Annotated in this window: 22 protein-coding genes, 1 tRNA gene and 4 pseudogenes; 18 read left to right on the plus strand and 9 right to left on the minus strand. The window is 64.1% G+C overall.

Annotated elements, in window-relative coordinates:
* The first annotated feature begins 115 nt into the window (after window positions 1-115).
* From AADZ78_RS12600 to AADZ78_RS12645, 11 genes and pseudogenes are all read left to right on the plus strand, one after another.
* Entirely contained in the window at window positions 116-919 is an 804-nt protein-coding gene (locus tag AADZ78_RS12600; RefSeq protein WP_085252295.1) for an SDR family NAD(P)-dependent oxidoreductase, read from the plus strand.
* The gene (locus AADZ78_RS12605; protein WP_085252287.1) at window positions 913-1,818 is read left to right on the plus strand and encodes a 3-hydroxyacyl-CoA dehydrogenase family protein; all 906 of its coding nucleotides are present in this window, start codon (window positions 913-915) and stop codon (window positions 1,816-1,818) included. Before AADZ78_RS12600 ends, AADZ78_RS12605 begins: the two co-directional genes overlap by 7 nt.
* 2 nt (window positions 1,819-1,820) lie before the next feature.
* Window positions 1,821-2,651 carry a cyclase family protein gene (locus tag AADZ78_RS12610; protein ID WP_085252288.1) on the plus strand — a complete coding sequence of 277 codons (831 nt, stop codon included), beginning with the start codon at window positions 1,821-1,823 and terminating at the stop codon, window positions 2,649-2,651.
* Between the two features lie 2 nt (window positions 2,652-2,653).
* Window positions 2,654-3,004, plus strand: coding sequence for a cupin domain-containing protein (locus AADZ78_RS12615; protein ID WP_085252289.1), 351 nt, complete (start codon window positions 2,654-2,656; stop codon window positions 3,002-3,004).
* A complete protein-coding gene (locus AADZ78_RS12620; protein WP_085252290.1) occupies window positions 3,001-3,819 on the plus strand; it encodes a 3-keto-5-aminohexanoate cleavage protein in 819 nt (272 codons plus the stop codon). Before AADZ78_RS12615 ends, AADZ78_RS12620 begins: the two co-directional genes overlap by 4 nt.
* Window positions 3,820-3,832: 13 nt before the next feature.
* A complete protein-coding gene (locus tag AADZ78_RS12625; protein WP_085252291.1) occupies window positions 3,833-4,603 on the plus strand; it encodes an IclR family transcriptional regulator in 771 nt (256 codons plus the stop codon).
* A gap of 1 nt (window position 4,604) precedes the next feature.
* On the plus strand, window positions 4,605-5,072 hold the full coding sequence (locus AADZ78_RS12630; protein ID WP_085252292.1) for a lipocalin-like domain-containing protein: 468 nt from the start codon (window positions 4,605-4,607) through the stop codon (window positions 5,070-5,072).
* 59 nt (window positions 5,073-5,131) lie between these two features.
* A tRNA-Pro gene (locus AADZ78_RS12635) sits at window positions 5,132-5,208 on the plus strand.
* Window positions 5,209-5,629: 421 nt separating this feature from the next.
* A pseudogene (locus tag AADZ78_RS29035) lies at window positions 5,630-5,767 on the plus strand (IS30 family transposase); the annotation flags it as partial.
* 217 nt (window positions 5,768-5,984) lie between these two features.
* Window positions 5,985-6,686 carry a hypothetical protein gene (locus AADZ78_RS12640; protein ID WP_239655176.1) on the plus strand — a complete coding sequence of 234 codons (702 nt, stop codon included), beginning with the start codon at window positions 5,985-5,987 and terminating at the stop codon, window positions 6,684-6,686.
* Between the two features lie 2 nt (window positions 6,687-6,688).
* Window positions 6,689-6,931 (plus strand): nucleotidyl transferase AbiEii/AbiGii toxin family protein, encoded by a 243-nt coding sequence (locus AADZ78_RS12645; protein WP_239656740.1) that lies wholly within the window; start codon window positions 6,689-6,691, stop codon window positions 6,929-6,931.
* Window positions 6,932-7,029: 98 nt separating this feature from the next.
* Here the strand turns inward: AADZ78_RS12645 and AADZ78_RS12650 are convergent, their stop codons facing one another.
* The gene (locus AADZ78_RS12650; protein WP_204903411.1) at window positions 7,030-8,658 is read right to left on the minus strand and encodes a transposase; all 1,629 of its coding nucleotides are present in this window, start codon (window positions 8,656-8,658) and stop codon (window positions 7,030-7,032) included.
* A gap of 115 nt (window positions 8,659-8,773) precedes the next feature.
* Here AADZ78_RS12650 and AADZ78_RS12655 point away from each other — a divergent pair, with 115 nt between their 5' ends.
* Window positions 8,774-9,490, plus strand: a complete 717-nt coding sequence (locus tag AADZ78_RS12655; RefSeq protein ID WP_239656739.1) for a nucleotidyl transferase AbiEii/AbiGii toxin family protein — start codon at window positions 8,774-8,776, stop codon at window positions 9,488-9,490.
* Window positions 9,491-10,081: 591 nt separating this feature from the next.
* Here the strand turns inward: AADZ78_RS12655 and AADZ78_RS12660 are convergent.
* From AADZ78_RS12660 to AADZ78_RS12685, 6 genes and pseudogenes are all read right to left on the minus strand, one after another.
* Window positions 10,082-10,993 carry a PE family protein gene (locus AADZ78_RS12660; RefSeq protein ID WP_085250779.1) on the minus strand — a complete coding sequence of 304 codons (912 nt, stop codon included), beginning with the start codon at window positions 10,991-10,993 and terminating at the stop codon, window positions 10,082-10,084.
* A 108-nt stretch (window positions 10,994-11,101) separates the two neighbouring features.
* Window positions 11,102-12,346 (minus strand): annotated as a pseudogene (locus AADZ78_RS12665) (ISL3 family transposase); the annotation flags it as partial.
* Window positions 12,347-12,670: 324 nt separating this feature from the next.
* Window positions 12,671-12,820 (minus strand): annotated as a pseudogene (locus AADZ78_RS12670) (PIN domain-containing protein); the annotation flags it as partial.
* Between the two features lie 12 nt (window positions 12,821-12,832).
* Window positions 12,833-13,369, minus strand: coding sequence for a helix-turn-helix domain-containing protein (locus AADZ78_RS12675; RefSeq protein ID WP_085250805.1), 537 nt, complete (start codon window positions 13,367-13,369; stop codon window positions 12,833-12,835).
* Between the two features lie 156 nt (window positions 13,370-13,525).
* Window positions 13,526-14,038, minus strand: coding sequence for a GNAT family N-acetyltransferase (locus tag AADZ78_RS12680; protein WP_085250781.1), 513 nt, complete (start codon window positions 14,036-14,038; stop codon window positions 13,526-13,528).
* A 1-nt stretch (window position 14,039) separates the two neighbouring features.
* Complete coding sequence (locus tag AADZ78_RS12685; RefSeq protein ID WP_085250806.1) at window positions 14,040-14,309, minus strand: DUF1778 domain-containing protein; 270 nt, start codon at window positions 14,307-14,309, stop codon at window positions 14,040-14,042.
* Window positions 14,310-14,448: 139 nt separating this feature from the next.
* Here AADZ78_RS12685 and AADZ78_RS12690 point away from each other — a divergent pair, with 139 nt between their 5' ends.
* The 6 genes and pseudogenes from AADZ78_RS12690 (at window position 14,449) to AADZ78_RS29040 (ending at window position 19,022) form a co-directional block, all read left to right on the plus strand.
* Complete coding sequence (locus tag AADZ78_RS12690; protein WP_085250782.1) at window positions 14,449-15,027, plus strand: pyridoxamine 5'-phosphate oxidase family protein; 579 nt, start codon at window positions 14,449-14,451, stop codon at window positions 15,025-15,027.
* Entirely contained in the window at window positions 15,011-15,874 is an 864-nt protein-coding gene (locus tag AADZ78_RS12695; RefSeq protein WP_085250783.1) for a TauD/TfdA dioxygenase family protein, read from the plus strand. The genes AADZ78_RS12690 and AADZ78_RS12695 overlap by 17 nt, the downstream gene beginning before the upstream one ends.
* 130 nt (window positions 15,875-16,004) lie before the next feature.
* Entirely contained in the window at window positions 16,005-16,931 is a 927-nt protein-coding gene (locus tag AADZ78_RS12700) for a hypothetical protein (RefSeq protein WP_239656738.1), read from the plus strand.
* Between the two features lie 47 nt (window positions 16,932-16,978).
* Window positions 16,979-18,151, plus strand: coding sequence for an MFS transporter (locus AADZ78_RS12705; RefSeq protein WP_169726307.1), 1,173 nt, complete (start codon window positions 16,979-16,981; stop codon window positions 18,149-18,151).
* Between the two features lie 23 nt (window positions 18,152-18,174).
* Window positions 18,175-18,708, plus strand: a pseudogene (locus AADZ78_RS12710) (peroxiredoxin); the annotation flags it as partial.
* Window positions 18,709-18,833: 125 nt separating this feature from the next.
* Complete coding sequence (locus AADZ78_RS29040; RefSeq protein WP_372510564.1) at window positions 18,834-19,022, plus strand: dihydrofolate reductase family protein; 189 nt, start codon at window positions 18,834-18,836, stop codon at window positions 19,020-19,022.
* A gap of 13 nt (window positions 19,023-19,035) precedes the next feature.
* Here AADZ78_RS29040 and AADZ78_RS12720 read toward each other — a convergent pair whose 3' ends face one another.
* Entirely contained in the window at window positions 19,036-20,340 is a 1,305-nt protein-coding gene (locus tag AADZ78_RS12720; protein WP_085250786.1) for an NAD(P)/FAD-dependent oxidoreductase, read from the minus strand.
* A 216-nt stretch (window positions 20,341-20,556) separates the two neighbouring features.
* Window positions 20,557-21,480 carry a class I SAM-dependent methyltransferase gene (locus AADZ78_RS12725; RefSeq protein WP_085250808.1) on the minus strand — a complete coding sequence of 308 codons (924 nt, stop codon included), beginning with the start codon at window positions 21,478-21,480 and terminating at the stop codon, window positions 20,557-20,559.
* Window positions 21,481-21,507: the final 27 nt, after the last annotated feature.

Here is a 21,507-nt window from a genome sequence, read left to right on the forward strand (position 1 = left end):
GATGCAGACATTTACACCTACATCACAGGATGCGTCGTTGATTTTGACCGATGGCCATCTTATTATTCTCATAATACGGGTGAATATGCCTGTATCGCGGGAAAAGGTAAAGATCATGACGATGACGCAGCGGGCGCCCAGCATGGCCATGACGCGATTCAGCGTGCAAGACAAGTCGATCCTGATCACCGGCGCGACCGGGTCGCTGGGCAGCGCGGCCGCCCGGGCGCTGGCCGACGCGGGGGCCCGGCTGACCCTGGCAGGCGGCAACGCCGCGGTACTGGCCGAGCTGGTCGACGACGCCAGCATCGAAGACGCCGCCGTCGTTACGCGCCGGCCCGACACCCCGGCCGACGCGCGGGCCATGGTCGAGGCGGCGGTCGCCCGCCACGGTCGTCTCGATGGGGTGCTGGTGGCTTCGGGCATGAACCACGTGCAGCCCATCACCGAGATGGGTGTCGAAGACTTCGACAAGGTGATCGACGCCAACCTGCGCGGCGCGTGGCTGGTGTGTCAGGCGGCCGGAAGGGTTCTGCTCGAGCAGGGTCAGGGCGGCAGCGTGGTTCTCGTGTCGTCTGTTCGCGGGTCGCTGGGACACAACGCCGGTTATAGCGCATACTGCCCATCGAAGGCTGGCACCGATCTGCTGGCGAAAAGCCTGGCCGCCGAGTGGGGTGCGGCCGGTATCCGGGTAAACGCGCTTGCCCCAACGGTTTTCCGGTCCGAGTTGACCGAGTGGATGTACGCCGACGACGCGAAGGCGCGGGTGACCCGGGAGGCGATGTTTGCCCGAATTCCGTTGCGCCGCTTCGCCGAGCCCGAAGACTTCGTCGGCCCGCTGATCTATCTGCTCAGCGACGCGTCCAGCTTCTATACCGGCCAGGTGATGTATCTGGACGGGGGGTATACCGCATGCTGAGTCCGCACGGGTTTTCCCGTGCGGCCGTCGTCGGCGCCGGCCTGATGGGTCGGCGGATCGCCGGCGTTCTGGCGTCGGCGGGCCTGGATGTCGTCGTCACCGACACCAATGCCGAAATCCTTGACGCTGCGGCCATGGAGGCTTCCGGGGTGGCGGGCGCCGGACGGGGTTCGGTCACGGCCGTTGCGGACCTGGCAGCCGCGGTACAGCACGCCGACCTCGTTATTGAGGCCATCGTCGAAAACCTGCCGATTAAGCAAGAACTCTTCGAGCGACTGGCCGCGCTGGCGCCCGGGGCGGTGCTGGCTACCAACACGTCGGTGCTTCCGATTGGCGGCGTCGGTGAGCGGGTCGACGACGGCAGTCGCGTGATCGGGACACACTTTTGGAACCCGCCGGATCTCATCCCGGTCGTCGAGGTGATACCCAGCACGCGAACCGCGCCGGAGACCACAGAGCGCGTCGTGGCCCTGTTGACCGATGCCGGCAAGCTCCCGGTGCGCGTCGGGCGCGATGTCCCGGGCTTTATCGGCAACCGCCTGCAGCATGCGTTGTGGCGCGAGGCGATGGCGCTGGTAGCCGAAGGAGTATGCGACGCGAAGACCGTAGACCTAGTGGTACGCAACACAATTGGGCTGCGACTGGGTACTCTTGGCCCGCTGGAAAACGCCGACTACATCGGCTTGGACCTCACCCTGGCCATTCACGACGCGGTAGTGCCCAGCCTCAACCACGATCCGCACCCCAGCCCGCTGCTGCGTGAACTGGTCGCAGACGGACAACTCGGTGCGCGCACCGGTCGCGGCTTCCTCGACTGGCCCGCGGGGGCCCGCGAGGCCACCGCCGCGCGACTTGCCGAGCACATCGCCGCGCAGCTGGACAGCAGAAAGGAGACATAGCCATGAGTTTCACTTGGCCACTCGGTAAAGCCGAGTCGCAGCTGGAGTTCTACGACCTATCGCACCCCTGGGGGCTTGGTGTGCCCGCCTGGCCGTACTTCGAAGACGTCAAGATCGAGCGGCTGCACGGCATGGCCAAAAGCCGGGTGCTCACCCAAAAGATCACCACCGTAATGCATTCCGGCACTCACATCGACGCGCCCGCGCACGTAGTCGAAGGCACGCCGTTCCTGGAGGAGATCCCGCTGAGTGCCTTCTTCGGCACCGGCGTCGTCGTCTCCATCCCGAAGAACAAGTGGGAGGTCGTCACCCCCGAGGACCTCGAAAAGGCCGCACCGGAGATCCGGCCCGGCGACATCGTCATCGTCAACACCGGCTGGCACCACAAGTATGCCGACAGCGCCGAGTACTACGCCTACTCGCCGGGCTTCTACAAGGAAGCCGGCGAATGGTTTGCGGCCAAAGGGGTTAAAGCCGTCGGCACCGACACCCAGGCCCTGGACCACCCGCTGGCCACTGCCATCGCCCCGCACGGTCCCGCGGAAGCGCAGGGCGGCCTGTTGCCTTGGGCGGTACGCGAATACGAAGAACAGACCGGGCGCAGGGTGCTCGACGACTTCCCCGAGTGGGAGCCCTGCCACCGGGCCATTCTCTCCAAGGGCATCTACGGGTTTGAAAACGTCGGCGGCGATCTGGACAAGGTGACCGGCAAGCGCGTCACCTTCGCCGCGTTCCCGTGGCGCTGGGTCGGCGGCGACGGCTGCATCGTGCGGCTGGTGGCGATCGTCGATCCAGCCGGCACCTACCGAATCGAGACGGGAAAGGCGGCCTGACCATGAACGTGACTCGCGCGGACGAAGCCCCACCGTACGTGGCGCCGGGGCACCAAGGCGTGTGCACGAAGCGACTTCAGGGGCTCGAAGCGGGGTATACGGATCGATTCTGGGTCGGCGTATCGTGTTACAACCCAGGCGGATTCGTGGAGAAGGCGCCAACCGGCGAGGAAACCGTGTACGTCGTCCTCGACGGTGAGCTGGTCGTTACCATTGACGGGGGCGAGACGGTGTTGGGCCGGCTGGACAGCTTGCACCTCGCCAAAGGTGAGGTGCGGTCCGTACGTAACCGCTCGAATCAAGAGGCGCTGTTGATGGTCAGCGTCGCACACCCGCAGGTGCGCTGGCTATGAGCGTCATCGTCACCGTCGCCCCAACCGGGCCCATTGCCACCAAGGCGGACAACCCGGCGCTGCCCACGACTCCAGAGGAAATCACGGCCGCCGTTGAACAGGCCTATGACGCCGGCGCCTCCGTGGCGCACATCCACTTGCGGGACGAAAATGAAAGGCCCACAGCGGATCTCGGTGTAGCACGGCGGGCCATGGATCTCATTAGCGAACGATGCCCAATCCTGGTGCAAATGTCCACCGGCGTGGGCCTGACGGTGCCGTTCGAGGAGCGCGAGAAACTGGTCGAGCTAAGGCCGCGGATGGCCACCCTCAACCCGTGCTCAATGAGCTTCGGGGCCGGTGAGTTTCGCAACCCGCCGGATGCCGTCCGGCGGCTGGCGGCGCGGATGCGCGAACTGGACATCAAACCGGAACTCGAGATTTACGACACCGGACATCTGGATGCGTGCCTGCGGCTGTGGGAGGAAGGTCTGCTGGCCGAACCATTGCAGTTCAGCATCGTGCTCGGTGTGCGGGGTGGAATGGCCGCCACCGCCGACAATCTGCTCACGATGGTGCGCCGGCTGCCGCCTGGCGCGGTGTGGCAAGTCATTGCGATCGGGCGGGCCAACCTGGAGCTGACTGCGATGGGGCTTGCCCTGGGCGGCAATGCGCGCGTGGGGCTCGAGGACACCTTGTACCTGCGCAAGGGCGAGCTGGCGCCGAGCAATCTGGCCCTTGTGCAGCGCACGATGCGCCTTGCCGAAGCCTTGGACTTGCCTGTCGCGTCTGTTGAGGAAGCCGAGGCGCTGCTGTGCTTGCCCGGCCGATCATGAGAGGAGCTCAGCGGTGAGCATCAACCCCGAAGACCGCAGTGGCGGCGTCCAAGTCATTGCCCGCGCGGCCGAGCTGTTGCGGGTGCTGCAGGCACACCCCGGTGGACTTAGCCAGTCCGAGATCGGAGAGCGGGTGGGGATGGCTCGCTCAACGGTGAGCCGCATTCTCAATGCACTGGAGGACGAGGGCTTGGTGGCCTCGCGCGGGTCCCGCGGGCCCTACCGGCTTGGCCCGGAGATCGCGCGCATGGCTGCTACGGTTCGCCTCGGCGTCGTGACCGACATGCACCCCTTCTTGACCCAGCTGTCGCGTGAGCTGGAGGAAACCGTGGACCTGTCGATTCTGGACGGGGATCGGGCCGACTTCATCGACCAGGTGGTTCCGCCGCGCCGTCTGCGGGCCATGAGCGCGGTGGGCGAGTCGTTCCCGCTGTACTGCTGCGCCAACGGCAAGGCGATGTTGGCGGCGCTGCCGCCCGATCGCCTGGCGCAGGCGCTGCCCGGCCGGCTGGTGCCGTTGACCGCAAACACCGTCGCGAGCATCGCGGAGTTGCGTGAGGAGCTCGATCGCATTCGGGTGGAAGGCGTCGCCTATGACCGGGAGGAGCAAACCGAGGGCATCTGTGCGGTGGGTGCGGTGCTGCAAGGGGTGGGTTCGCAGTTGGTCGCCATCAGCGTGCCGGTTCCGGCGCAGCGGTTCTACGGCCACGAGGGGGAGTTGGCGCAGGCGCTGCTGGCGTGGGTCGACAAGGTGAACGCTTGGTTTGGAACGACGGAGGTTTAAGATGGCAGAATCGTTGCGTGACAAGCTAGTTGGAGCCTGGGAGCTGGTGTCCTACGTGGAGCGGGACAGTGCTGACGGCCCGGTGCGATACCCGCACGGTAAAGATGCGCAAGGTTTGATCATGTACACCTCCGACGGCTACATGTCGGCGCAGATCCAGTCATCGGGCCGGCCGGACTACGACCGGCCGGTGGCCAGCGGCGGGACCCCCGAGCAGGCCGCGGCCGCTGCGCTGGGATACCTCGCCTACAGCGGGCGGTACTTCGTGGACGAGGCTTCCGGTGATATCCGGCATGAGGCCAAGCTTTCGCTGGTACCGAATTACCTGGGCCAGTTCCATCTGCGGCACAGCGACCTCGACGGGGATCGCCTGACGCTGTCGTCGGAGTTGACGCTGCCCGACGGGCGGACGGTGTACTCGTCGCTGCTGTGGGCCCGGGGTTCGGGGGCTGGCCCGCAGGTCGCGTAGTGGGGTAGGGGTGCCGCTGCGGTAGGCTGTCGACCTGCCGCCGGTGGTTTCGGTGGCACCGGGCTGTGGCGCAGTTTGGTAGCGCACTTGACTGGGGGTCAAGTGGTCGCAGGTTCAAATCCTGTCAGCCCGACCAGAGTTGCCACCCTCTGTCGGTACCTACCGACGAAGCCGTTCAGCCCCCGACGGACGCGCCGGCAGGCCAATTATGCCCCCGCGTAGGCACAGAAACCCTGCTTGCCCCGACAACCTCACAAATGACCGTGTATGTGGGGGTTCTCGTGGGCACCGCAGCGGGGACGCTCTCGGCGGGCCCCTATCAGTTTGGTCCGCCACGCGGCCCTACCTTCGAAGTCGCCACGGTGGTGGCCATTGAGACAGATTCGGCTGGGAGCACCGCGAACGGACGGATGACATCTCCATAGCCATTGCGATAGCCGAGCTGGCAGCCAGTGGTGCCGATCTACGTCAGGGTGTTGACGACGGTCCAATTTAGGCCAGTAGCGACGGGGTGGTTTCCAGCGATCGATGCAACACCTGTTAAGTCTGTGGAGGTCGTGTTGTCACCGTCTCGCCGCGTCAAGAAGGGGCCCGGCCGTCGGCCGCAGTCGCCCAAACGCCAGCAGTTTCTGAAGCTGCTCGCCCAGGGGTGGACAGCGGCGGCCGCGCGCCGGGAGGTCGGTATCAGCCGTGCCCGCACGGTCGGCGAGTCGGGCGCGTCATGTCCTACGGGGTGTCCACGTCCACGTCCGCCACATCAGCCGCCACGCGCGGCCTGGGCGACGCATTGGTTCTGACTATGGACGGGTAACCAGGGGAATGCATTAATTGAGAGATTCTCGTATCATGTTGCGGGAAGGAATTGAGAGATTCTCGTAGCATGTTGCAGAAGAACGAGGAGGTGAAGTGCCGATGTCGATTACACGGGGCCATTACGACCGCGACGGTGTGGATGCCACCCGGCGGTCCATCCTTGCTTCTCGCAACCGGTTCTGGCGTACGTCCGACATGGACATGGCGCCGTCGACTACACAGCGGTTGCTGGCCGAACTGGTGGCACAGGGGGAATTGCGCCACATCCGTAAGGGGCTGTACTGGCGCGGCATCAAAACACCGCTGGGTATGGCGCTACCGACGCCTGACGCATTGGCTACCGAACTTGTCGGGCGAAACGGCATCGGCCCAGCGGGGCTCTCGGCAGCGAACGCGTTGCGGCTGTCCACCCAGATTCCCCGCCGCGCTGAGTATGCCGTGGTGGGCCGCCCGCCGACCGGCGGTCCAACGGTGCATTTCGTGGACCGTTCGGCTCGCCGCGGTCGCGCTGAGCGAGCGCTGAACCCGACCGAGGTGGCGGCGTTGGAGGTGCTCGATGGGTGGGACAGGGTGATCGAGACTGGCCCTGGCGAGGCGATGGAGCGGCTAACGGGGCTCATCACCTCGGGCGTCATCGACCCCGACCGCCTCGCTGGCGCCAGTGGCACTGAATCCGGTTCCGCGCGTGCACGGCTGCGCCACCTGCTGCACCGCGCGGGGCGTGCGGATCTCGCTGACAAGATGTCGGCCGCCGACCCGCGAGTTGAAGCCAAGGCCCTGGCCGGTCTGATCGTTGCTTAAACGTGGCACTTTGGCGTGAGGACGATCCAGAGATTTTCGCGGCCACGATCGTTGCCGCTGCTGAACAGCTCGGCGTGCAGCCCCTCGCAGTAGAGAAGGATTACTGGATCTGCGAGGTGCTGCGCGCGATCGTTACCGCTCACCGCGAGGAGATCGTATTCAAGGGCGGTACGAGCCTGGAGAAGCTGCGAATTATTCAGCGCTTCTCCGAGGATCTCGATCTCCTCGTTCTAGGACGCCGCTGATGTAATGGCCCCTGGTGGGTTGGCGTCGACGGCGTCCGAATTCTGACCCGTGACGGCATCTGAAAATTGACCCCTTGGATGGTCGGTCGGTGGTGGGGTCAGGCAATCGCCCAGCCCGCGGCTCCGTGGTGTAGGCCCAGGGCGGCCAGTCGGGCGAGGTTGATGGCGCCGGCTCGGGCCAGGATGTCGGTCAGGATGCGTTTGTGTCCGCGGCAGCGGGCTCTTCGGCCACCCCAGGGGCGGTGGGTGAAGTGGCTGATCTTGCGTTCCACCACCGGCCGATAGGTCCGGTAGTCCTGCTGCCAGGCCGGATCTCGTTGGCGCGCTTTGGCGTGCTGCAGCGCGGCGTCCCGCGGGTGAATGCTGATCACGCGCCCCCGACGGGACTTCGTGCACTCCGCCCGCAACGGACACGACTGACACAGCACACCGAAGCGCGCCACGGGGTGACGCACACCAGCGCGGATGCTCACGGTGTGATCAGCCGGGCAGGTGACGGTGCGGCCGGCCAGATCAATCCTGAACTGGTCTTTGGAATAGCCGTTGGCGTTGCGCACCGGAGGCACTTTGGCGCGCATGTCATGACCCCGCTGGGTCTGCTCATCCAGCGTAGCCCCGCCGGCGTAGGCCGAATCCCCATACACCTCAAACCCTTTGGACCCCGAACCATTCTGTGAGTCGCTACCGTCGTCATCGTCATCGTCCGATTCGGCATCGGCAGGTGCGCCCGCGACGGGTTCGTTCAGCAGCTCGTCGATGACCTCGCGATCGGCGGTGTTGGCCGCGGTGATGGCCACATTGGTGATCAGCTCCTCATCCGGATCCACACTGAGGTGACTTTTGTAACCGTCGAAGGTACGGGCCCGTGACTTGTGCCCGTGGCGGGCCTCGACATCGACGGTGGAGATCAGCCGATCCCGGGCCACCCGCCGGGCGATACGAAACACCCCATCCTCGCCGGCCTCGACGTCTTGGCCGGCCACCAACCCCAGCAGCTGGGCGGCTTCGGCGAGCGGCCCGTCCAACTCGCGGCCATCCAGCACCTCCAACGCCGCCTGGGCATCGCGGGCCAGCGCATCCACCAGCGACTCTCGGGCTTTCGGGTCGTCCCAGTCGCACGGCGGCTTACCCAGGCTGGCGTAGTCATCGTCGCGGGTCAGCACCTGCCGCACCGCACCCGCCAACGCAGGATCGGCCCGGTCAGCCACGGACAGTACTTTGCGGATCGCGGCCCGCAACTGGATCACCGTGTCCTGAGTGGCCACCGCATCAAACAACGGGGTGGAATCCAACACCCGCCGCCGTCCCCGTAACAACCCGGCCGCTTGGGCGGTGGTATTGACGTCATCGAACAACCGCCGCGGCCGATCGGACTTCCGCAGCCGGTTGCGCATCCCAACGAGCACCGTGGGGTGAAAAGCCTCCGCCCCCACTGTCAACCCGGCAGCGGCCTTCCAACGCAAGTCGAAAGCCAGCCGGTCACACGCTTCCCGATCCGACAAGCCCTCGTAGGCCTGCAACAGCATCACCGTGGCCACCACGCGCGCCGGCACAGTCGGGCGGCCCCGCGTCGAGGCCTTGAACAAGTCGGCGAAATAGTCATCGCCGAACAGCGCGCCGCCGTGCTCGGCCAACAGCCGATAGATGCTGCCCTCGGGCAACTGATCACCCACCAGAAGCATCGCGTCATCGAACCGGCCCTGCCGATTCTCACATCCCAACGCCACCCACCGATCCTCATGGCACACCCGCGCCAAACCCGGTCAGGCACGCCGAAACCCGGGCCACTAAATCAGCAGCGTCCTAGGCGACTACGCCAACGTTCGTGCCGCCAAGCGGGCAATGAAGACGATGCTGGATACGGCGGCGTCGGCGATTGGCGTGGAGTACCGCGACCGGAAGTCGGCCGGCGACTTGGGAACTGCCACGCAAGAGGCTTGGCTGGGCCTACCTCTCACCCAAAGCGACCAGTCAGGCGGACTTGCTGATCCTAAATCGGTTCTCGTCGAACTGGGCCAGACCGGCGGACCAAAACCGGCGCTGCAAGCGCAGGTCGAATCGCTTTTGTACCGGGAGCTGAGGGCGACGGACCTCGTTGGTGGTCAGTGGGACGACCTGCGGCCGTTCGACGTGACGATCCTGCACCCAGGACGCACACTCATCGAAAAGCTGTTGCGGGTCAACAACTTCGTCGTGGACCCAACCAAACGCACCACCTTGCACGGGCTGCCTCGTATCGGGCGCCAGTTCTACGACATCTGGGCGCTGTTGGGGGATGCCTCTGTCACGACGCTGCTCGCCGACACGGTAATGGTTAGCGACATCCTCACCAGCGTATTCGAGGTGTCGCAGGCTTTCGGCGGCGATCATCCGATACCCGATGGAGGCTTCGCGGCCTCCGAAGCGTTCAATCCAAGCGGCGAGTTCGCGAAAGACCTTCGCCGGGAGCACAACACCGCAATGGATACGTTCCATTACGGCAGCGAACGGCCAACATTCGATGAGGTGCTGGAGCGAGTTCATTCGTGCTCGAAGCTCCTTGACCCCGAACGGGATTGACACGTTTGCTGCGTCGACAACACCAAGGAATGGACCACGGCCAACGTCGCGCTGGTTGGGACCACGTTGGGACCACACGTCATGCGCGTTGCTGAACGACCTGCGCGTCTGTGCACGGTACGCACTGCTTTAAAGTCGCGAAAACTGTGTGCGAACTGCGCAAACAAGCTGCCGCTACTTCCTGGGGGTCAAGTGGTCGCAGGTTCAAATCCTGTCAGCCCGACCAGAGTTCTTGCAGTTCAGCGTTCAGCGGTGGTTTCGGGGAGATCCGAGACCGCCTCAATTGCGCACGGCACGTCGCCCACCGCCTCCACAATCCACCTGCCCGCCCGGTAGCCCAGCGCTGCTGGTGGTGCTGGGAGGGTTCGAAGAAATCGGCGCCGACGAGGGTTCGCTCATCCCAGCGAATTCGGACCTCGCGCACCAGCGCCTCGCGGCTGACGCAGGGTGCTGGCTTTAAGCCGCGAGGCGCACATCGCCCGAATCGGGGCCGGATCTTGCCGCTGAGGTGGGCGGTGAACTGTGGCCAGGTCGACGACGATTGGGGCGGGCTTCGACGGGCTCAGCGGACAACGGTCGTGGATGGAACAGCTAGAGCCTTGGGAACACCGTGGACCGGGCGCCGTTGACGGTCATGGCTACCCACCGCTTGAATATCGCTTCCGTCGTCACGAAGCTGCGGATGATTTGGCCTTGGGCGTTGGTTTCGATCTGGTAGATGTCGTTGCCGACCTTCTGGAAATAACTTTGGGCGAGCCCCTCGCCGCGCGCAAAGACATGCAACTGCGATCCCAAAAGGCTTCTCAGAGTTTGCTGGTCAACCCCCCAGACATTTCTAAGCCACTGGGCGTCGTTGGAGATATTAAGAACCGCCTCTCGCCCATAGAGGCCCGGGAAACGCCCCCCGAATTGGACGAGTTCTTGTCCGTTGGTATAGAGCTCCGCCCCGTCCTGGGCAATGAGCTTGACACCGTTGGTTACTATTTGCTTCGTCTGCATCGCTAGCTTCGCTAAGCGCGCCGTCTGGACCGCCCCGTCTGCCTGTTGGCCTGCAATTCTGGCAAGGCTCTCAACTGCCGTTTCGAATGCCTTAAATCCAGCACCGAACAGGCGGCCTAACAATTCTCCTCCGATATCCGCCGCCGGGGCCGCCGCCGCCGCATTACTGAGCGCCGCCGCCCCAAATGCTCCGGCGTGATCACCGACCATCAACCGCAGCAAGTTGGCGGCCTCAGCCTTGACATAGGATGCCGCGCCGCCGGTCAGGGCTTGTACGAACTGGTCGTGAAATGCCACAGCTTTGGCGCTGAGCGCCTGGAATTGCTGCGCATGGCCGCCGAACAGCGCCGCGATCGCCGTGGATACCTCATCTTGGGCGGCGGCCACCACGCTTGTGGTCGGGGCTGCCGCCGCTGCATTGGCCACGCTGATCGTCGAACCGAGATTCGCCAAGTCCGACGCCGCAGCCATCACAGCCTCCGGCGCTACGGTCACATACCACACCCGACACCTCCACCAGCTCAGTTACATCGAGAGATGTCGCTTCCCGAATCGGCGACATGGCGATAGTAGCCACACGTGGCGGCGAGTGCAGGAGGAATCGCCCCGGTGGAATCCGAACGCGATGCGGGTTAGCAGCCGGATCTTGGTGTTGGTGGATTCGATCAGTCCTTGCGATAGGCCATGGTCGAGGGCGGCGTCGATGGCCTTGCGATGTCGCACGATGCGGCTGGCCAGCTCGACGAACACCGGGATGCGGCTGCGCCGCGCCCAGGAGATCCACCGATCCAGGGCCTGCTTGCCTTCCTCGCCTTTGACCGAAAACACATGGCGTAGTCCCTCTTTGAGCAGATAAGCGCGATAGAGCCGGGGATCGGTTTTGGCGATCCAGGCCAGCTTGGCGCTCTGGCGCTCGGTGAGGTCTTCGGGGTTCTTCCACAGCGCATAGCGCGCACCCTTAAGCCGGCGGGCCCGTTCATGACCTGGACGTGGCGCGGTGTTGTTGCCGGGACGGCCACGACCCCACTTGGGCTCGCTGCGCGCGATCGCCCGCGCATCGTTCCAGGCCCGGCGCCGCTCGGCATCGAGTGCCTCGGTGGCCCAGGCCACCACATGAAACGGATCGGCGCAGCGGATCGCGGTCGGGCAACGCTCGGTGACCACATCGGTGATCCAGTCCGCCGCGTCGGCGGACACATGGGTGATCTGGGCGGCCCGCTCGGGGCCCAGGGCATCGAAAAACCGGCGCAAGGTGGCGGTGTCACGCCCTGGGGCGGCCCACACCAGTCGGCCGCTGTCGTGGTCGACCACCACCGTGAGGTACTTGTGGTGGCGCTTATAAGAGATCTCATCGATGCCGATCCGGCGCAGGCCGCTGAATCGATCGATCCTTTTCTCGGTGTCGTTCCACACCCTGGCCACGATCGCTCCCACCGTGCGCCAGGCGACCCGCATCAACTCACACACCGCGGTTTTCGAACACGCCACCGCCAGCCACGCCACCGTGTCATCGAACGCGTAGGTGTGCCCGGCACGGTGACGCGCCCACGGCACCGCCACCACCGTCGGTCCATGGGTGGGGCAGTTCACCCGCGGCGCATCGGCCTCCAGCACCACCTGCATCGTGCCCCAGTCCAGGCCCCGCCACCGACGCCGGCCCTCACCCCGGTCATACCAGGGCGCCTTGCGTCCACAGCGGCCACAACGCCGCCACACACCACTTCGCGGCCGCACCCGAGCCACCACCACCGCATCGCCGTCAGCGTCTTTTGCCCCACACTCCTCGAACTCGATGTCTTCGATCACGGTGCGCTGGTCGACACCCAGCAGCGCACGCCATAGCCTCACATTGCGCACGTCGTTGTCAGCTCCTTTGGTTCCTGACCCTTGACAAGCCAGAAACCTTAAGCCACAACGACGTGCGCCCCGTTACATCAGTAGCCGACCCACGGAAGAATCAGAAGAGCCGCTAATAAGCCGGAATCGATGGAAATCATCGGGTTCCCGATAGATTCCATTGGAAGCGAATCCCGTTGTGGCACGGGAAGAGCCAGTCTTTCTCTGGATTGTGATGATCAGACGAGCCTTCGACACCAGCTGAAACTGGTCGACGCGCCTATTCCGATGTCTTGAGACACCCTATTCGCATGTCCTGAAACGGGGTTGCGTTCTCGCCATGCGGATGAGCTTCTGTGCCTCGTGGTAGCGCAGCTCGTCAAGGATCGCCGACGACCACAATGGTCGGTAGAGGCCTTCGATCGCCAACGACAGTAGAAAATCGCGCTGCAGGCTCGGCCACAATACCGAGGTGTCCAACAGGGCAGCGAACATTCGTGGCCGTGCTCAGCGGGTTGAGGACTTGGCCCGTCGCCTCTGGGCCGCGACTCGGCGGGCTTCGCGAAGTTGCTGGCGAATCGCCTCGAGATCGCCCTCGGTGTCGACATCGACGGCGGTGGCAGCCAACGCCTCGTACTGACGATTCCGGCGCTGATCCCGATAAGCCAGAACATCATCGAGAAGCAACCGATGACGATTGCCGATCCGTTCGGCCGGCAACACACCGTCGGTGATCAGGCGAACCACCGTCGGCCGGCTGACTCCGAGCAGATCAGCCGCCTCTTGCGTGGTCAGCTTCATCGCTTGTGGCGCAATGGTCACAGCCTTGCCGGCATACAGCGCGGCCACCACCTTCCTCAGTGCCTGGTGCACGGTCGGCGGCAGTTCGATGCGGTCGTGTTCCTCCACGCCAACGAGGGCATAACTTGGAGAAGCGGCCGACCCGCGACGACGCTCATGGGCGGCGAGGAATCCAACGACGAGACCAAGCTCCTCGCGTTCTTCTGGGACGAAAGTTGCCGCCTCCACCGTTTCTACGCTCACCACAAACCTCTATCTAAACGAAACGAAACTATTTTCGATATGTTCGAATAACAGCAACGGTATCGACAGAATCGCCTGCAGGATGTACACCTCGTCGTCAGACGATGTCGCAACACGCGCGACAGCGGCTCGACTGCGGTGTCGATCTATGGACCCTTACCGGTCGGCCAAGGTGGCAGCGATGTCTTTGGTCAACAGGTAGAGATTCAGGTTTGCGACGTCGTCGGCATCGAACGGTTCGAATCCGAACCGTTGCCACCAGCGGAACGCGTCAGGGTTGAGTGCGGTGACGACAACTGCCCGGCAGGCCGCTTTGATGTTCAGCTCGGCGGCAGTGGCCAGGATATGTTTGACCATCTCAGGGCCAAGGCCAAGTGCGGCTACACGAGCGTCGGTGGCCAGTCGGCCGATCAGCAGCGCGGGAACCTGCCATGGCGCGCCCTTGCGCAACGGTTTGGGGCTGGCGGACCAATCGACGGAAGTCATCGACAATGTGGCGTAGCACGCGACGCTGTGGCTGGCGTCGGCAATCACCCACACCGCGGCGGTGTTGGCGCGGCGATTCTGGCCTGCATAGCGATGCAACCAGTCGTCTAAAGTTGTTTCGCCAGGGGCGAATTCGTCGCGGTGGTGTTTGTCGGGGTCAAGCAGAGTCGGGTGGAATCGCACCTTAGTCGAGCCAGCTGAACTTCGCCGGCCGCTGCAACGCCGCCGCGAGCCGCTCGTTCACCTGCGCTGGACGGTTGAGTGCTTCAGCAAAGGCAGTCGCGGCTTCGGGGGAGAGGTGGATGCTTTGCCGTTCGGCAAGCGCATCGTCGGCAGCGCGGTTGGCGGCCTGCAGAACGAACGCTGTGACGCCCAGGTGCGCCTCGCTGGCTGCCTCCTCCAATCGCCGTTTGGTGGCGGCGTCGACGCGCAGCTGCAGCCGGTCATCCTTCATCGAAGTCATGTACTTACAACGGCAGTACATAGAACCTATCGTCAAGGCCGCAAGCAGTCACGTTGGGGACAATGCCGAGACGCTTGGTGGGAGTCCGCACGTATCCAGCACGCCCGCACCGGGTAGGACTACGAGCGTGATGAACAAGCAAGAGCTGGCTCGGGATCTTGGCCACCCCGACGCCCAGAAGCTGCTTTCCGGCTCCATGGCAAGGCTCGCCTACAACGGACATGATGGCTTCCCGCGGGTCATCCCCGTCGGGTTCTACTGGACCGGCGAACGCATCGTTGTCTCCACGGCACCGACCTCCCCGAAAGCCCGCGCGCTTTCGTCCCGTCCGCAAGTGGCATTGACGATCGATACCGGCTCCACACCCGAAGAGGCGAAGGCGCTCTTGGTGCGTGGCCTCGCCACACTGGAAACCGTCGATGGCGTCACCGATGAGTACCTCGCGGCAGCGAGGAGTTCGATGGACGGCCCCCAACTCGCCGAGTTCGAGCGCACCGTGCGGTCGACGTATAAGCAGATGGTGCGCATCTCGATCGAGCCGGTTTGGGCGCGGTTTTATGACTTTGGAGCTGGCCGATTACCCGCTTATCTTGCGAATCTCGTCAACGATGGTTGGCCAACCTCAGACCGTGACGATCGTACATTTACGAACGTATTTTTCGTTTTTCATGTGCAAATAGCCCGGCTCACGGATGCTGGTGTCACTTAGTAACCGGCGTTTGCCGGTGCGGCTGAAGAGACGGGTGTTCATGAGGGCTACTTCATTAGGTCATGGGTTCGGAGCCAGGGTCGATGGAATTGCTCTGCATGAAATCGGCGACCGCGTGCTGTCCGACGTGATCTCGTTGCTTGAGGAATGGGGGCTGCTCGTGTTTCCGCGACAGGCTTTGGACGATCGCGATCTGCATGCATTCGCCACCCGGATCGGAAGTCTGGAGGAATCGTCCAGAAAAGTCTGTCTCTCACCGCAATTCCCGGCGATCGGGAACCTTTCGAATCTGCGGGACGACGACGGCGAGCGCATCGGGTTCGCCAGTACCACAACGGACTTCTGGCACTCCGACCAGCAACATCGAGAGAATCCGGCGACACTGGCCTTCCTGTACTGTCTGGTCCCGTCCCCGGCAGGCGGGGCGACAAGTTTCGTATCCACCGACGTCGACAGAACAGGGCTTGATTCTGATCTGATTGATCGGCTGGCAGCGTTACGCGTTGTGTATGAGCCCGCGCCCGACCATGACAACATTCCCGCGACCCAAGTCTCTCAGCCGGCGCTTCTGAAAAGCCCTACCTCCCAAAGACGTTTTGCGTACGTCAGCGAGAACACCGTCGGATTCCTAGGGCTTGGGGAAGAAGGCTCCGCCACACTCAAGCGGCTGGTGCTCGATCATCTCCTCCACCCGAGTCGGGTCTATTCGCACGACTGGACCATGGGGGACTTGATCCTTTACGACAACGCTCAACTCATGCATCGCCGCGAGCCCTACGAAGGGCGCCGCTGGTTGAAAACGGCGAAAATCTTCGCGCCGAAGGACACGTTTGCTGTCCCCGCATGAAGGGTGTGCAATGACTGGCAACACCATCTCGACTCCGACTGGGACTGCTGCTGCTAAAGAGGCGCTGGCTCACGTGCGACGAACGGTGGCGGAGAGTGCGCGCGTCATGCGCGGCGAGGGTGCTCTGCGGGTGCCCGACCCCGATGTGGTCCGCGCGGGACGCGCCGGTGGCCTCCCATTCGACAGCATCACCACGGACTTGTACCGAGGCTGCCTCAGCCTGGCCCAAACGTGCTATGGAAGCTGTTTTGCCGCTAAAGCCGCGTACCAAAATGGGTTCGACTTCGCGGTACGCGTGGAGAACATCATCGACCGAAGCGTCTTGCTCGCGGACCTTAGCTATCTCGCTGCGACACAACGATTCCTGAGAAACGGCTGGAACAGCGATGCCTCATGGAATTGGCCGAAAGCTCTCCAGCTGGCCGAAATCATCCGGGAGACAGACCGGTTCGTAGTGTTCGTGACGAAGTGCTTCACACCGATTCGAAGCGAGGTAGCGCACGGCCTGGCCGGCGTCGGAGCGGAGCTGCGCGTCTCCGTCAGCGCATTCGACACACCGAACCAGTTGAGGCAGAGGTTTGATGCGCTGCTCGCATATCGCGCCGCCGGCGGAATCGCCATACCGGTCGTCATGACCACAGCCTTCGCCGACCACGAGCTGAACGACCGGCAAGACTCCATCGTGGACTGGGTCGCGCGGCACGACCTGCCTGGGGCAGAGAACAGCCTGCGCACTCCGACGCACCTGCCTGTCGCCGGGCTTTTGGACAAACGACACGTCCGGCCGCTTGACGAGAGCGGGGACCTGTGGGCGGGCCGTTTGTATGGCGACGTGCTCCCCGTGCCCACCACCGCCTCACTCCCGGCCGATTACCCCGGTTTGAAGTTCGGCCATCTGTCGGAAATCGACCGGGACTGGCTCGAGTCGTGGCGGCACGACCCCGTCCGCACGCACGAGGAAGTGATGTCCGACGTGCGGTTCGCTAAGCCCAAACAGGCTGGGGTGGCTATGAATTGGCGCGATATCCCCTCTTCTGAGGGGAGCACGTGTCGTTAAGGCGTTCGTCTAAGCACGCTGCACTCGCGCTGGGAACGCTCGCAGCGTTGACCGCCCATACCCTGACGATCGCTCCGACGTTCCTCATCCCGACGTGGACGAGCCACGGGATGGGGCTTGCCGCGGCGGGAGGGCTGGCAGGCGCTCCCGCTCTGGGCATGATGTTCGCCTTGGTTCCGTGGGGTTGGGTTATCGACGAGCACGGAGAACGGATCCCAAGCGTTTTAGGGTTCATCGTGGCAGCGTCCGCCTACGCCGTCGCCTCGTCTGTAGCCGAGTACCGCCAATTGTGGCTTCTCTTGTTTCTCGGGGGCGCTGCCGCAGCATCGGTGAACACGGCGACCGGTCGACTGGTCGCGGGGCATTTCCCTGCCTCGCAACGAGGAAAGGCCATGGGCGTGCGTCAAACAGCTCAACCCCTGGGCAATGCGCTAGCGGCGGTGCTGCTCCCGCCCCTCGCCGACTCGATCGGGCCAGGGCACGCACTGCTCGCGCCCGCGTTCATATGCGGCTGCGTTGGTTGCCTCTGTCTGTTATTCCCAGACCCAGTGCAGCAGCCCCCCGGACAAAGCTCCGTACACCCAAAAAATCCATACAAGGATGGTTCCAAGTATCTTCAGCGGATCCATTTGTCGGGCATGCTGCTCACCGTGCCCCAAGCGATCGTCTGGACGTTCATGTTCGCCTGGCTACGGTCCGACCAAGGCTGGGCGGCGGTGGACGCGGGTCTTCTTGTCGCAGCGACTCAGTTGCTGAGCGCTCTGGGTCGCGTGGTGGCGGGACGTTGGTCAGATGTGACCGGATCTAGAACAAGGCCCATCCGGCAGATCGCGATCTCGGTCACGGTATGCATGATCATCTTGGTCAGTGCCGAAGCGGCAGGTCTCAAACTTGCCATCCCGTGCGTCGTGGCGCTCGCGATCCTCAGTGTTGCCGACAACGGGCTGACGGTGACCGCGGTGGTGGAATACGCGGGGACACGCTTTAGTGGACGAGCGCTTGGGGTTCAAAGCATGGGGCAGCTGCTAATTGGCTCGCTCTCCGGCCCCGTGTTCGGCGCCGTGATCGCGGCAGCGGGTTATCCGACCATGTTCGGAATTGCGGCACTCGCGCCGGTAGCGGCCGTCCTCGCAATTCCTAGCCTCCCCGCGAACCGATCATGGAAGACTGAGCGTGGCGATCATCCCACGGAGTCGGTCTGCCCGGAGGAGAACAGCTAATGGACTTAGTGAGCCCGCCCCCACCCGCACCCGTGGATGATGGAGCGGCAGACCATCTTCCGGGCCGAGTCGTTCCCCGCCTGGCACTGGCGAGCACCGCGGGCGAGATGATCGCCATCGGCGCATTGGGGATAGGTCGCACCGTGATTTACGCCTATCCCAAAATCGGTCGCCCCGGCGCCGCTTCGCCCGAGGGCTGGGCGTCGATTCCCGGGGCGCGTGGTTGCACTCCCGAGTCGTGCGGCTTCCGCGATCACTACAGGGAACTTCTAAACGCCGGTGCTACACGTGTATTCGGGTTGTCCAGCCAAGGAAGCGATTACCAGCAAGAAGCGGTCGAAAGGCTGCAGCTGCCCTTCGAGATGCTCTCCGACCCGACGCTAAAGCTCGCCACAGAGCTCGGGCTGCCCACCTTCGAAGCCGGCGGGTCCACGCTCTACAAGCGACTGACACTAATCGTCCGTGGCGGGCTGATCGAGCACGCGTTCTACCCAGTCTTTCCGCCCGACGAGCATGCCCAGCAGGTGCTGGGATGGCTCAAAGCCAACCCGGACTAGCCGCGACACGCTGCGGAGCCCATACCGGCGATGAATGTTCCATCGTTGTCGAGTCAACCTTGATATATGCGCTCACTGATCATCACGCAGAACGCAACCCTCGACGGCTCAGTCGAGACCACACCTTGATCGCCGCGGGTGTGATCGATGAGTACCGTTTGTTCATCCACCCCGTCGTCCAGGGCGCTGGCCGCCGCCTGTTCCCCGACGGCCGAATGATCTCCGGGTTTAGCCCGGCTGCACCACCGATGACTTTCCCCGGCGGTGTCACATTGGTCAGCTGGAAAACCCCGACCGAATTGGCGCATCGCTGAGGGAGTTTCGGGGCTATCCCATTACCGTGCCGGAGGAATCTGGGTTGCGTTCTCGCTTACGTGAAAAGGCCCCGAGGTTGAGGTCGTGCCCTGTGTGCGTACACGTGTAGTGGACCGGGTCGCCGTCGTGGTCGTGGCCGTTTTCAACGGCGTCGATGATCCGGTCCAGGATGGAGCCGACGATCGGGGCGTTCTTGAACTGGTTCCCGCTGGTGCCGATCCCGACGTAGAACCCCGGCAGCGCCGTCTTGTCGTAGATCGGCGTCCAATCCTCGGCGACGTCGTAAACGCCGGCAATGCCGTTGGGTCGGTTCGGAACGGTCAACTCCGGAAAGCGCCGTGCGGCTCGGGTGATCTGAGCCTCGTACCGCTCGACGGTCGGGTTCAGATTGGCCGCATCGGGGTCGTCGATCCACTCGAGCGGATCGCACTCCGGCTCGGTGCCGCCGACCAGCATGTTGCCTCCCGATTCGGGCCGCGTATAGATGCCCAGGTCCAAGTCGCCGATCGCGGGGAACTCGGCGTCCGGCTCCCGCAGCGATGCAGGCGCCCGCACCTGGTGAACCTCCTGGCGCATTGGGGCGACCTTGATCCTGAAATCGCTTGTGGCGCCGACCATCTTGTTGATGGCGCTAGACCATGGCCCGGCCGCGTTCACGAGCACGGGTGCCTCGACCGGTTCGTGTCCATCGATCGTGACGCGCCACACGTCACCAACGCGATCTATCGACATGACCCGGCGGCGGAACGCGAAGCGCGCGCCCCGGTGCGCGGCCGCCGCTGCGAGGTTGGCAGCGGCCAAGCGTGGGTCGTCAACGTATCCGCCGTCGGGGTTGTACAGCGCCCCGAGGTCGCCATGCGGGTCTTCGAAGAACTCATCGGAATCGACCGGCTTGGGCGGGTAGAAGGAACCGGTATCAATGCCCTTCACGCGCTTCGCGAGCGTTTCGGCGTCCCACACCTCGTATGGGATACCTGCCCGGTCAAACAGTTCGATCATTCGTTGCCGTGGGATGAGCGGGACGTCGAGAAGAATCTTGCCGCATCGATGAAATCGCGCCATTCCGTTGGGGTCTCGGTAGCCTAGGTACTCTTCCCACTCCTCCCAGCGGAACTTCGACTCCCAGGAAGCCGCGACACCCTCCCACGTCGAGTAGCTGAACCGGATGAGGGCGCTGGACGCGCTTGTCGATCCCATGCCGGCGGCACCGGCCTTGTCGAGTACGAGCGCGTCGACTCCGCGCCGCGCCAGCTCCAGAGCCGTGGCGGAGCCGACGATTCCTGCGCCAACGATGACGGCGTCAGCCGTGGTGGTCATGGGATGGCTCCTTCGCACGGTTGAGGTGAAGCGGCGGCTTCCTCCAGAAGCACCCCGCTAGTCTCGAGTGCCAACGGTATCGAGATGGCGGGGCGGAATCCCACTACGTCAGCGAGGATCAAGATGGTGGGCCGATGCCGACACTCGCGAGCGCGGCGGCAGCATCAAACGCCTCAGGGAATCCGACGGGTCATGCCACGGGGGCCCAGACCGTTATCAGCTGCGTAGCGCGGTGGCGATAGCGAGCCAGTCGTCGGATGCCAATCGGCTTTCGTTCGCGGGGTCGTAACGCCTCAGCAGCGCGGAGACACTTAGATGCTCGCGAGGCTGGAAATCGTGCGCGGTCAGCATTTCGTTCAGGCCGGCCTCGGTGAAATCGCTGCGGTACGGTTCGCCGCGCCGGGCCACCATGCGGGCAACGCGGCTCGCGCTTTTCCATCGGGTGCGTGCAGCGACGACGCCGGCACAGATGTAGTCGACGACCAGACGGCTGCCGGGCGTACAGATCTGGGCGAGGTCGCTAAGCGTCGCGTCGATGGCGGCACGGGTGAGATACGGAGTGACCCCCAGCCAGATGACCAGGCTTGCCCCGGTCGGGTCGAACCCGCTATCGAGAAGCCGTTCGCGCAGTACGTCATATTCGAAATCGCATGGCACCCAGACCGTTTGGTGGCGACGGTGAGGCGGTAACAGCCGCTCGATCACTGGGCGCTTGCGGGCTTGGGTGGTTGGAGCGTCGACCTCGAAGACCCGCACCGGCGCGGTGGCACGCCGCAGGCTGGTGGTATCGAAGCCGGCGCCGAGCAGGACGAGTTGGTCCACGCCATCGCTGATGGCGGCTGCGCACGCATCGTCGGCGTAACGCACTCGAAGTGCGATGTGGGCGTGCAGTCCGCCCCACATACGGTCGGCTACGCGAAGTGCGACGTCGGCCGAACGCGGGTGGGCCAGGATGGCTCGCAACGCGGGGTGTTCGACGAAATGACGCGAGTAGGGGTCGTCGAGGAGGCGACGGGCCGGTGGTCGCAACGTTTCCGCGGCGCGTTGGGCGGCGTTGAGCTGGGCGGTCAAACTCGCCGTGCGGTCAAGACGCCGGTTGTCTACATCAACCGTCTCGCAACTCCCTGGTGCAGGAACCATCACGCCTTCGACGCTACGGAAAGCACC

Source organism: Mycobacterium riyadhense (genome assembly GCF_963853645.1).
In the GTDB taxonomy this organism is placed as follows: Bacteria; Actinomycetota; Actinomycetes; order Mycobacteriales; family Mycobacteriaceae; genus Mycobacterium; species Mycobacterium riyadhense.